We start from the raw sequence: 13,132 nt of genomic DNA, 5'->3' as shown, positions 1-13,132 counted from the left end.
ACGCGGATGATCCTGACGACAACCGAGGGGCAGGCGGATCTGCCACGTTATTTTGCAAACGTGTTCGACGTGGCGCGCCTTATCACCACGGGCCGGATCGACTTTGTGATGCCCGACGGGCGTCGGTTTCGGGCCGAAGGGCCAAAACCCGGTCCTGTGGCGGAACTGATCGTGCATGACGACGATACCTTTGCCCGCCTGGTTCGAGAGGGCGATCTGGGGTTCTGCGATGCCTATATCGAAGGCGGCTGGAGCACGCCGGATTTGCAGGCCTTTCTCGATTTTCTTCAGGCCGACAATGATGTGCTCTATGACGGGTTCCCCGGCATGTTCTTCGTGCGTCTGTATGAACGGATGCGCCACTGGATGAACCGCAACACCAAGGAACAGGCCAAGAAGAACATCTCGTACCATTATGACCTTGGCAATGAGTTTTATGCGCTGTGGCTGGACGAAACCATGACCTATTCCTCGGCCCTGTTCGAGACCGGACAGGAAAGCATGGAGCGCGCGCAGATCGCCAAATATGCCTCGCTGGTTGATCAGATGGGCGCCAAGCCGGGGGATCACGTGCTGGAGATCGGCTGTGGCTGGGGGGGCTTTGCCGAATACGCCGCGAAAGAGCGGGGTCTTCGGGTCACGGGGCTGACCATTTCAGAGGAGCAGTTGAAGTTTGCGGCGGAACGAATTGAAAAAGCGGGGTTATCTGATCGGGTGGATTTCAAGTTGCAGGATTATCGCGACGAAAAGGGCCAGTATGACGGCATCGCCAGCATCGAGATGTTCGAGGCAGTGGGTGAGAAATACTGGCCCGCCTATTTCGACACGGTGCGCGCGCGGCTCAAACCTGGCAAAAACGCGACCTTGCAGATCATCACCCTGACCGAGGCCCGGTTCGAGGCCTATCGCAAGGGCGTGGATTTCATCCAGAAATACATTTTTCCAGGCGGCATGTTGCCCAGCCCGACCGCCCTGCGCGAAGAGATCTCGCGCGCGGGTCTGGATCTGGTACGCTCGGTCGAGTTTGGAGAGAGCTACAGCCTGACTTTGCGGCGCTGGCATAACACGTTCAATGCCCGCTGGGACGAGGTTCAGAAACTGGGCTTTGACGACCGGTTCAGGCGAATGTGGAACTTTTATCTGACCTCTTGTGCTGCGGGCTTTCACAGCGGAAACTGTGATGTAACGCAAATCACCATGAGCAGGCCCCGCTGATGCCCACCACGAACCGTCTTGTCGCTGCGATCTGTCTGGCCATTCTGGGTGCGGTCGTCGCCGAATTGATTAAGCCCCTGATGCCCGAGGGCACGGGGTTCGGCAAATTCACCTGGGTCTGTGCCGGGCTGGGGGTGCTGGTGGGGTGGTTCACGCTAGGACCGCGGGCCGGGGGCAGTTACACCAATGCGATCAATAACGGGGTCACCTCGGTGGTGATGTTCGTGCTGATCGGGCTGTTTACCTTTGGTGCGATCGAGATGCTGACGCAGGCCCTGCGCCACCGGTTTGATGATCCGATGGTGGCGCTTAAGGCGATTCTGGAAGAGGCCATTGACTATGGTCAGTACCTGTTGGATTGGAGGGTGGCGACAACCCTTGTGATCGGCGCCGTGGTGTCGGGGCTGTTGACCGAGTTCACCTATCGCCGCTGGAGATAAGATTTTGAAATCCCTGTTTTTTTACGGCACGCTGCGCTATGTGCCGCTTTTGTCGCTTGTGTTGGGACGCGCGGCGGATGACCTGGACGTGACCGAAGCCCGGCTGGCAGGACATGGCGTGTTCTGGGCCAAGGATGAGGCGTTTCCGACCCTTGTTGAAAGGGAAGGCGTGGCACAAGGGGTTTTGGTGCGCGGTCTTTCGGCTGACGATATTGCACGGCTCAACTTTTACGAAGGCGGGTTTGACTATGCCCTGAAACCCGTCACGGTCGAGACAGGGCAGGGTGCGGTGGCGACCGAGGTCTATTTTTCAGACCCTGGCCTGTGGCAGGTCGGTGCGCCGTGGTCTCTGGACGATTGGGCCGCGGCATGGGGGGCCATGACACTGGAAGCGGCGCAGGAGGTCATGGGCTATTTCGGCGCCAAATCCGCGGCCGAGGTTGCCCGGATGTTTCCGATGATCCGGGCGCGGGCCTCGGCGCGGGTCAATGCCGCCACCGTCAACAGGGCCTACAGTCCTTCGGGGTATACCGCTCAGGATGTGCAGGAAAACGGTCGGCTTCGGCCTTATGTCAATTTCTTTGCGCTGGATGAATATGACCTGCGGTTCCGCCGTTATGATGGCGGTCAGAGCGATATGGTGCGCCGTGCTGTGTTCGTGGCCACGGATGCGGTGATTGTTTTGCCTTATGATCCTGTACGCGATCGCGTGCTTCTGGTGGAACAGTTCCGGCCCGGGCCTTATGTGCGCGGCGATGACCTGCCCTGGCAGCTTGAACCGATTGCCGGACGGGTAGATGCGGGCGAAACGCCCGAGGCAACCGCCCATCGAGAGGCGCGGGAAGAGGCGGGTCTGACATTGCAGGCCCTGCATGACGTGGCCCATTGCTATGCCTCACCGGGCTGTTCAACTGAGTACTACAACATCTATCTGGGGCTCGCCGACCTGCCCGACGATGTCGCGGGTGTTGCCGGTCTGGAGTCCGAGGCCGAGGATATCCGCTCTTACCTTTTCGATTTCGACACGCTGATGCAGATGGTGGACGACATGCGCATGGTGAACGCGCCGCTGGTTCTGGCGGCGCTATGGCTTGCACGACATCGTGATCGGCTGCGCAAGGTTGCTTGAGTTCCCGCGGTGGGACGCCTACACATCTAGATAAGATTTACAGAAGGGACCGCGCCAATGCGTATTGCTGCCGATCTGGCCGCCGCCGTGGGGAACACCCCGCTTATCCGCCTCAACAAAGCCAGCGAGATGACGGGGTGTGAAATCCTCGGGAAGGCCGAGTTCATGAACCCCGGTCAGTCGGTCAAGGACCGCGCGGCGCTTTACATTATACGGGATGCAATCGCCAAGGGCACCCTGCGCCCGGGCGGCACGATTGTCGAAGGGACGGCGGGCAATACCGGCATCGGGCTGGCGCTTGTCGGGGCCTCGATGGGGTTCAAGACGGTGATCGTAATCCCCGAAACCCAGAGCCAGGAAAAGAAGGATATGTTGCGCCTTGCGGGTGCCGAGCTGGTGCAAGTGCCTGCCGCTCCTTATAAGAATCCGAACAATTATGTTCGGTATTCTGGGCGGCTTGCGGAAGAACTTGCCAAAACAGAACCAAATGGCGCAATCTGGGCCAACCAGTTCGACAACGTGGCCAACCGTCAGGCGCATATCGAAGGCACCGGTCCCGAAATCTGGGAACAGACCGGCGGCAAGGTCGACGGCTTCATCTGTGCGGTTGGTTCGGGCGGGACGCTGGCCGGTGTCGGCATGGCGTTGCAACCCAAGGGCGTCAAGATCGGTCTGGCCGATCCCGAAGGTGCGGGGCTGCTGAAGCTGTATACGGGCGAAGACAACCCCGGCAACTCGATCACCGAAGGCATCGGGCAGGGGCGGATCACCGCCAACCTCGAAGGATTTACGCCCGATTTCTGCTGTCGGATCGCCGATTCAGAAAGCCTGCCCGTAGTTTTCGACATGCTGCAGACCGAGGGCCTTTGCCTTGGCGGGTCGGCCGGCGTGAATGTGGCCGGGGCCATCCGCATGGCCAAGGAAATGGGGCCGGGGCACACGATTATTACCGTGCTGTGCGACTATGGCACCCGCTATCAGTCGAAACTGTTCAACCCCGCTTTCCTCAGGGAAAAAGGACTGCCGTCGCCCGATTGGCTGGGTGATCAGGGGCCGTCCAGCATTCCCGGTGTTTTTGTAGACGGATAAACCGATGCGTGGTCTTCGCCAGTTCCTTCTTGTTGTTGTGCTGCTTGCCCTGACCGGTGTGTCTGTGGCGTTTGCGCAGACCCAGGCGCCAAATTACGAGGAATGGAACAAGACGGTGGTGCGCGCCACCGAAGCGATCGAGGCCGGTCGGGCCTCGGACGCGGCGATGGATACGCTGCGCAACCAGTTGATCGCCTGGCGCGATCGGTTTGCGGAGGCCTCAAGCGGCTACAACGTCTCGGTACAGACACTTCAGGCGCAGCTCAACACGCTGGGGCCGGAACCTGAAGGGGGCGAGCCCGAGGCGATTGCCACCCAGCGCGCGGAAATCAAAATGCGCCTGTCCGAGGCGCGCGCACCCATCTTGAAGGCCGAACTGGCGATGAGCGCGGCGGAAGAGCTGATTGCAGGCATCGACAAGCTGCGTCGCGAACGCCACACCGAGGCACTGCTTGAACGCGGGCCGGTGCCGGTTAATCCCGCCTATTGGGATGATGCCATCGGTACGGTAAGCCGGTCGGTCTCGCATATCATCAGCGAGTTCACCGCAGCCTGGGTTTATGTGCGTCATAGGGATGATTTCAACGCAAACCTGCCGCGTTTCGTGATCCTTCTGGCGCTCGGGATCGTGTTGATCGCGCGCGGGCGAAGCTGGACCGGACGCATTCTTGAACGGGTGCGCAAGGCCAACATGTCCGGCACACGCGATTTCGCGATGCTGGTGCTGTCGCTGGGCACGGTGCTGATCCCGTTGATGGGGGTCTTTGCGCTGACCGAAGCGATTTATGCGACGAACCTTGCCGGGTTGCGAGGCGACCAGATCCTTTCGACCCTGCCTTTGGCGGTGTTCCTGTTGCAGATGTCGGTCTGGATCGGGAACCGCATTTTCCCCGCCAAGGAAGAGGACCAGCGTATCCTGTTTCTGCCGGAACGCCGCCGTCTTGAAGGGCGTACGGACTCGCTGTTGATCGGGATTCTGCTGGCGTTTAATGTTTTGATGGCCGAGATCGCGCGGTTCGACTCTTGGCCGGCCGAGGTGCGTTCGGTCGTGTTCTTCCCGATGATCGTGATCGCGGCCTTGCTGATGCAGCGGATCTCGTCCCTGTTGCTGGCGCATCTGCGCATAGCCAAGGCCGAGCAGGAACAGGGCAGCGGGGCCTATTACCTGCCGTCGATTTCCATCGCGGCGCGGGTGTTCCAGTTTGGCGCGCTGGCGGCGATCGTGCTTGGCGCGCTTGGGTTTTCCAGCGCGGCGGAACAGCTGGCCTTTCCGGCGATTGCCACGGTGCAGTTGCTGGCGTTCATGTTGCTGCTGCACCAGAGCCTGACAGGCGTTGCGCTCAAGGTCACGGGCGTGGGGCAGGAGGGGCGTGAAAAATCCCTCTGGCCGGTGGTGATCGGGTTCTGCCTGTTGATGCTGGCCATCCCCGCGACCCTGCTGATCTGGGGCGTGCGCGTGCAAGAGGTTGTGGATTTCTACCGCCAGATCGGTCAGGGCATGCGGGTGGGGGATGTGCGAATTTCCCCGCGTGAAATCCTGATTTTCTTCCTCGTGTTCGGGGCCGGTGTGGTCATTACGCGCTTGATGCAGTCCACGCTGAAAAACACCGTCCTTCCAAAAACCAAGCTGGATATCGGCGGGCAGAACGCCGTGGTGTCCGGTGTCGGTTATGTCGGGATTTTCCTCGCCTCGCTGATCGCGATCAACAACACCGGCATCGACCTCGGGTCCATTGCGCTGGTGGCTTCGGCCCTGTCGGTCGGGATCGGTTTTGGCCTGCAAACGATCGTGTCGAACTTTGTCAGCGGGATCATCCTGCTGGTGGAACGCCCGATTGCCGAGGGTGACTGGATCGAGGTGAACGGCCAGATGGGTTATGTGCGCAATATCTCGGTACGCTCAACCCGGATTGAAACCTTTGACCGTACTGATGTGATCGTGCCCAACGCCGACCTGGTGGCGGGCACGGTGACGAACTATACCCGTGGCAACACTGTGGGCCGGGTGATCGTGCCAGTCGGTGTCGCCTATGGCACCGATCCGCGCAAGGTCGAGGAAATCCTGCTCAAGGTGGCCAAGGCGCACCCGATGGTTCTGGCCGTGCCGCCGCCCTATGTGGTGTTTCAGGGGTTCGGCGCCAGTTCGCTTGATTTTGAAATCCGCGCTATCCTGCGGGATGTGAACTGGGTGCTGTCGGTCCGCTCGGAAATGAATTACGAAATCGCGCGCCTGTTCAAGGAAGAGGCGATCGAGATCCCGTTCCCGCAGCAGGATATCTGGCTGCGCAACCCGGACAGCCTGAACCCCCAGCAGCGCGCCGAACCGGTTGAGCCTTCGGACGACACAGAGACCGAAACCGATCAGGGCGCACCGGACACGTCCGGCGGGGCCCCCGGAGGACAAGACACATGACGCACCCCCTTTTCCGCGACGACGCCTATCTGCGCGAGAGCACGGCAACCGTAACCGACCTGACGCCCGAGGGCGGGATTATCCTTGATCAGGCGCTGTTCTACCCGACCGGCGGCGGTCAGCCAGGCGACAGCGGCGCGTTGTCCTGGGGCGGGGGGCATCTGCCTATCGCGACCACTGTGAAGGGCGACGCTGACGCCATCATCCTTGTCCCGGCCGCGCCCCAGCCCCTGCCGGCTGTGGGCACCAAGGTGACGCAGAGCCTCGACTGGGAACGACGCCACCGCCACATGCGCATTCACACGGCGCTCCACCTGTTGTCGGTCGTGATCCCTTTGCCGGTGACGGGCGGAGCCATCACCGCCGAAAAAGGGCGGCTGGATTTCGACATGCCCGAGGCCCCCGAGGACAAAGAGGCGCTGGCCGCAGCTCTGAACGACCTGATCGAGCGGGACCTGCCGGTCAGCGAGAGCTGGATCACCGACGAAGAACTGGCCGCCAATCCCGGCCTCGTGAAAACCATGTCCGTGAAACCGCCGATGGGATCGGGGCGCGTGCGTCTGGTCAGCATCGGGCAGGGCGCCCAGCAGATCGACCTGCAACCCTGTGGCGGCACCCATGTGGCCCGTACAGCCGAAATCGGGCGCATCCGCATTGGCAAGATCGAGAAAAAGGGGCGTCAGAACCGACGCGTGAACCTGTTTCTGGACGATTGAAAGGCGCGCCTGACCGCCGGTGCACGCGCCTTTTCTGCGTGGCGTGGGCCGTCAAATTTCTGGCTGAAACCCATCTCTGGCGCTTGAGCCTTCGACCCCGCGCACAAGCGGGCTTTAGGGGCGTGTAGATATACCAAAGATGGAAGAAAAACCGGCTTGGTATCCCGTGAAAAGTGGCAGAAAAGTCGACGCGATCGGGCGTCGGTCTGGCACGAGAATCACTTTATTGGGAATTTTGGGATTATTTGCATTTTTACGTCATCTTTTCTCGGGGTAACTAACTGAACTTTATAAGGTTTTCCCCTCATTGGTGTGACGCGCATTGGCGTAAATCCCAAATTCTGGCGAAATGGCGCCTGCTGCCCGGTTCGACGTTATTTTTCCGTTTAGGCAAAAAAATCAAAAAACTGATTATGTTTTTTCTGAGGCCAAATCCACTGTTTCAGGCAATTCAGGCGCGGCAACTGAAGCGGGTTCTTGCGCGCTTGTGGGAAAATTCCGAGAAGTTTCAGTGAGTTTGCAGATATTCCGGAAGCCCAATATTTTATGGTAGAAATGTGGCAAGCCGCATCTTTTCTTTAAGAGAAAGCGCCATTTTTCAGGGGTATCCTGCGGCTGTTGCCAGCTGCATGCGAAATACTGTCAAGGAAAAAGTTAACAAACCTTTATGACGTTAACGCCTCGTTAATGCCTGTTGACAAACGCCAGATATCTTTCTTTGCTCGTTAACGTTGTATCAAGAGACCGTCAATTTTTGGTCTTTTATTTCTTTATCTGGGGGAGCGGATGACATTTTGTTCTTTCGCCGGTGACCCCGAAGTGTGTGTTGTTTTGGGTCACCACGAAATCGGCCGCCATTTCGGCCTGAATCGTGATCTCAACGGGTGCTCTGCGCCCGCGATCCTGTCCGTGCCCTCGGGTATTTCCCAACAGATCCATCTTGCCGCGCCTGATGCGCGTCGCGCTGTCGCCAATCGGCGTCTGTCTCAATCCAATCTCGTGAAATTCTAGTCCCGGAGAAAATCATGCCTGTAGCCATCTTTACCGTCACCACCAACCTGACCAATGATCTGGTCAACGAGTCCCACGCAGGGACGCTTGCGAACCTGTCGATTACAGGGGACGGACAGCTGCAGTTGATCGTGCAATTCGATCAGTCGATGAATACACAGGCGGCGGTCACGCCGGTCATCAGTTTTCCGGGCGCGACCAGCGACCTGACCAGCTCGATTGCTCTGGACACTGGCTATTGGCAGACGACCACGAACCCGAACGACACCTACGTGTTTGTCTTTGACGTGCTGGATGCGGATGTTGATCTTGTTGGGGTGGATATCGAAATTTCGAATGCGCGCAGCCTGATCGGGGATGATCTGGCCGACACCACCGTTTCGGACGTATTCGACATTGACACCCTGATCCCCGATGTGCCCGGGACGGCACCGGATCTGACCGATGGCACCGACCTGGGCAACAACACGACCGATGACCTGACCAGCGACAACACCCCCACCTTCACTGTGACCCTGCCGGGATCGGGTCTGGAAGCGGGCGACATCGTACAGCTGGTGTCGGGCGGGACGATTTACGCCGAGTATGAAATTGACGGAATGGAAGGCGCCACCGTCGATATCACGGTCGGCAGCACCGTTGCCGGTAGCAGCAGCTCCGTCGAGGCCACCCTGCCGGAGACTGTCACGACCCTGACCGTCGACTTCCTTGACAACGCGGGCAACACCCGCGCGGGGTCTGCGTCGATTGACGTGGATGTGGATGTCACCGCCCCCACTGTCGTGTCGATGACTCTGGACGATACCAGTCTTATTTCGGGTGAGTCCGCGACCCTGACCGTGGTCTTCAGCGAAGCGGTCGAGAACCTCAACGCTGCCGATTTCTCTGTCGATAGTGGTACCATTTCGGAACCCGTATCCACTGATGGTGGCACGACATGGACGGCTATATTCTCGCCCGCAACTGACACGCAGGCGCCGGTCAATGCGATCGCGCTGAACACCACCTATAACGACCTTGCCGGAAACACCGGGACAAGTGCGTCTACCGCCAACTATGCCGTTGATACGCTGTTGCCGACCGTGACCGACGTCAGCATCAGCGACCCGTTGATCAACGAGGCCGACGCCGAAGGGGGCATGACACCGGTCACGATCACGGTGACTTTCTCGGAAGACATGGACCAGACGGTGGACCCAACGGTTGCCCTGAACGGGGCCGGTGCCAACAATACCCTGTCCGCGACAGGGGGCAGCTGGACCAGTGCGACGACCTATGAGGTCAGCTATCTCGTGCTCGACAACAATGTGGAGGTGCCCAGCATATCGGTCGACGTTCTGAGCGCACGGGACGTGGCAGGCAATGTCATGACCAACGTGTTGAGCCGTCCGATCGATAATCCAAGCGAGATTGACACACTGGCGCCGACAGCGTCGATCACGCTCGATACCGAGATCACAGCCGATGACATCGTGAACTCGGCGGAGTCGTCGGGCCTCATCGACATCTCGGGCATCGTCGGCGGCGATGTTCAGGACAATGACACGGTGACGCTGACCGTGGATGGCAGTGTCGTTGGCACTGGTCTGGTATCCGGCGGAGCGTTCACGATTCTTGTGGACGGCATGACTCTGGCGGCAGCGACAAGCCCTGAAATCACGGCTTCGGTCACGACGTTTGACGCAGCGGGCAACAGCACGACCGTGACGGATACGGAAACCTATTCGGTTGATTTGCGCGCCGATGATCCGGCGGATCTGAACGTCACTTCGACCATGGTTGCCGATACCTTTGTGAACGCGGCCGAGCGGGCAGCCTTCGAATATGTTGTGAATGGTATTGATGGGGACGCGACTGCGACCGTGACCTTCTCGAACGGGGTAGAGAGCGACATCACCGCCACCTTCACCGATGTCGATAACGGCACTCTCCAAACCATCGACCTTTCGGCCTTGACCACCGATGGCCCCCTGACCGTGACGGTCGAAGCCACGGACATCGCAGGCAATACCGATAGCGGCACCGGATTCTCTGCAACGCTGGATACCACGGCGGATGCAGGCGGTGACGTGGCTGTGCTGCTGAGCGGTGATGAATCCGGTTCCACCATTTACGTGAATGACAGCGATGATGGTAGTCGCCTAGACTTTACCATCACTGGAATGGATGATCCTGCGGATGTTGCAACGGTGACCCTCACAGATTCCGTGGGAACCTCGCAATCCTATTCCTATACCGGTGCAAATCCCGGGCCGCATCTGGTTGATCTTTGGAATCTCGGTTTTGCGGACGGTGTGGTAACGGCGACCGTGTCCGTGACAGATGCTGCAGGCAATACCGCGACAGGTACGGGTGACACGATCATCCTTGATTCTGATGGTGATGTCGGAGACGATTTCGCCATCACGATCAACGACACGGATGGTCTGCTCAGCAACGCAGAACTCGGCTCGGTCAGCTTTACCATCACCGGTGTTGATCCGGATGTATCTGCAGGCGCGAGCGCCGAGTTCTTTGCCGGCGGCCAAACTGTCTCGGTACATAACCTTGGTAATGGTACCCACACCGTCGATCTGTCATCTCTGCCGGACGGGCCCCTTCATGCCTCTGCTTACCTGGTGGATGACGCCGGGAACGATGCAATTAGCGCTAATGACACCTCGGTCATCGACACCACCGCCGATGTGGGCGGTGACGCAACGGTCGTTATCAATGACGGCGACAGCCTTGTCAGCCAGGCAGAGAGTGGCGCGGTCAGCTATACCGTGAGCGGCCTTGACGCGGATGCCACCGCCACCGTGCGCTTTACCGACGGGTACACCAACGTAGATGTTGCGGTGACGGCAAACGGCACCTTCACCAACGCTGATCTCAGCACCCTTATGGATGGTCCGATCACGGCCAGCCTTCTGATTGGTGATGCCGCAGGAAACTCGGCCAACGGAACCCCGGACAGCACTACGCTGGATACCACGGCCGACCTGAACGCGGATCTCACGGTTGCGCCCGACACCGGCTATGACGTCATCAACAACGCCGAAAGCGGGATGGCGACCTTCGTGGTCAGCGGTCTGGATACGGCGGATGCGACTGGCATTATTACCATCACCGACAGTCTTGGTGGCTCTGTGCAATCCGGTCCCATCTCTGACAATGGGACTGTGATGGTTTCTGTGTCCACGCTGGCAGACGGGGCGCTGACCATCACTCTGGATGTGACAGATGCCGCGGGCAACACCGCACAGGCGACCTCGTCGGCCACGCTCGACACCACAGCAGACGTGGCGGATGGCGCTGGGGCCGATGCGCCGCTTGCGGTTGTGGTGGATGACGCCAACGGCCTGATCAACGCGGCCGAATTCGGCAGCGTTTCTTTCACCGTCAGCGGTGTGGATGGCGATATTCCGGCGGGCGCAACCGTGACCTTCAGCGACTCGGATTCGCCAGCCAATGAAGTTGAAGTCACTGGTTTGGCCAATGGCAGCCACACCGTCAACCTTGCGGGACTGATCGACGGACCTTTGACCGTCACGATCGAGGTGACCGATGCGGCGGGGAACACCGCGACCGGAACGCCGGATACCTCGGCCACGATCGACACCACGGCCCCCGACGCCCCGATCATCACCGGCTTTGACCATGACACCCAAGGCACCGGCATCAATGATGCGACGCCGACGATCAACGGCACCGGTGAAGCGGGTGCCACCGTCACGGTGACCTATACCGTGGACGCCGGGTCCGGAGCGGGTGCCCCCATGACCATCGCAGAGACCGCAGTGGTCGACGGCATGGGGCAATGGACCATCACCCCAAGCGCCTCTCTGGTTGCGCTCTTCGAAGGCGAACAGACCCTGTCCTTTACCGCGACGCAAACCGATCCGGCGGGCAACACGAGTGCGGCCTCTATGGCCTCGACGCTTTACCTCGACTTTGCGCCGGAATTCATCGACGTCACACAGGACGCGGGCACCGCGACCGAACTGGCGGATTCCGTCTCTCCCCCGGAGAGTGGCCTGTCAGAAACGTCAGGTGTGCTGACCTTTGAGGATATCCCCAGCGGCCAGACTTATGGTATCGGCATTTCACCGAACGGGGCCCCCTTTATCGGCACGTTCGAAGCGGGTATTTCCGACGGTACGCTGACCGACACCCAAGGCTCGGTCGAGTGGACCTTTGAAGTCGACAATGCCCTGATTGACAATCTGGCCGTGGGCGAGAGCATCGTCCAGACCTACAACCTGACCCTGATCGACGGCGGAGGGCTGGGGGATGCCAGCGATCCGCTGACCGTGACGGTGACCATCGAAGGCACCAATGACGCGCCGCAGATCACCGTGACAGCAACCGAAGATCAGGCCGCAGTCACCGAAACCAACTTGCCCCTGATCGCCACCGACACCTTGGCCGTGTCGGATGTGGACACCAGCGATACTGTCACCGCGACAAGCAGCTTCCAGTCGTCGGTTGGCGATGCCGGAACCCTGGACCCGATGGATTTCGATGGCATGTTCTCGGTCACTGCCGGTGATGTCATCGGCGACATGGCAACCACCGGAAATATCGTCTGGACCTTCAACAGCGGGATGGAGGCGTTTGATCATCTGAATGCCACCGAAACCCTGACGCTCAACTTCCTCGTGACGGCCACGGATACCCAGATGGCGACTGATACGCAGGTGGTGACCATCACGATCACCGGCACCAATGACGCCCCGACTCTGTCTGCCGGCACGGGTGCGGCTGTTGAAGACGGCCCAACCGTCAATGTGAGCCTCGCGGCGCTTGCAAATGATCTGGATGCCGAAAATGACGGCACGAACCTGACCTACAATGTGGTGACCCAGCCTGGCGAAGGCTCGGCCACGATTGTCGGCACCGATCTGGTGTTCGATCCGGGCAACGATTTCCAGGACCTGTTTTTTGGGGAAACCCGTGACGTGACCGTGCGGGTCAGTGCGACCGATGCAGAGGGGGAGTCCGTCGAAAATGACGTGGTCATCACCGTCACTGGCGTGAATGACGATCCGACCCTCGGCGCTGGCACGATGAATGCCACCGAAGGTGATACCGGTGGCGTGACCCTCGATATTTCGACCCTTGCGGATGATATCGACAA

8 protein-coding genes are annotated in these 13,132 nt (G+C 59.6%); all 8 read left to right on the top strand.

Annotation, left to right across the window (positions count from 1 at the left end; translation table 11 throughout):
• The first annotated feature begins 6 nt into the window (after nt 1-6).
• A complete protein-coding gene (locus WNE31_RS03215; RefSeq protein WP_349978262.1) occupies nt 7-1,215 on the top strand; it encodes a cyclopropane-fatty-acyl-phospholipid synthase family protein in 1,209 nt (402 codons plus the stop codon).
• Nucleotides 1,215-1,655 carry a TrgA family protein gene (locus tag WNE31_RS03210; RefSeq protein WP_349978261.1) on the top strand — a complete coding sequence of 147 codons (441 nt, stop codon included), beginning with the start codon at nt 1,215-1,217 and terminating at the stop codon, nt 1,653-1,655. The genes WNE31_RS03215 and WNE31_RS03210 overlap by 1 nt, the downstream gene beginning before the upstream one ends.
• Nucleotides 1,656-1,659: 4 nt before the next feature.
• Entirely contained in the window at nt 1,660-2,784 is a 1,125-nt protein-coding gene (locus WNE31_RS03205) for an NUDIX domain-containing protein (protein ID WP_349978260.1), read from the top strand.
• Between the two features lie 57 nt (nt 2,785-2,841).
• Nucleotides 2,842-3,873 (top strand): cysteine synthase A, encoded by a 1,032-nt coding sequence (locus WNE31_RS03200; RefSeq protein WP_349978259.1) that lies wholly within the window; start codon nt 2,842-2,844, stop codon nt 3,871-3,873.
• Between the two features lie 4 nt (nt 3,874-3,877).
• The gene (locus tag WNE31_RS03195) at nt 3,878-6,286 is read left to right on the top strand and encodes a DUF3772 domain-containing protein (protein WP_349978258.1); all 2,409 of its coding nucleotides are present in this window, start codon (nt 3,878-3,880) and stop codon (nt 6,284-6,286) included.
• Nucleotides 6,283-7,002 carry an alanyl-tRNA editing protein gene (locus tag WNE31_RS03190; protein ID WP_349978257.1) on the top strand — a complete coding sequence of 240 codons (720 nt, stop codon included), beginning with the start codon at nt 6,283-6,285 and terminating at the stop codon, nt 7,000-7,002. Before WNE31_RS03195 ends, WNE31_RS03190 begins: the two co-directional genes overlap by 4 nt.
• Nucleotides 7,003-7,788: 786 nt before the next feature.
• A complete protein-coding gene (locus tag WNE31_RS03185) occupies nt 7,789-8,013 on the top strand; it encodes a hypothetical protein (RefSeq protein WP_349978256.1) in 225 nt (74 codons plus the stop codon).
• A gap of 14 nt (nt 8,014-8,027) precedes the next feature.
• A partial coding sequence (locus WNE31_RS03180) for a beta strand repeat-containing protein (RefSeq protein ID WP_349978255.1) occupies nt 8,028-13,132 on the top strand: 5,105 nt, incomplete at its 3' end.

The organism is Shimia fortis (genome assembly GCF_040225985.1).
GTDB lineage: Bacteria > Pseudomonadota > Alphaproteobacteria > Rhodobacterales > Rhodobacteraceae > Shimia.
The sequence above is the reverse complement of the archived record's forward strand: the minus strand, read 5'-3'. Positions and strand labels throughout refer to the sequence as shown.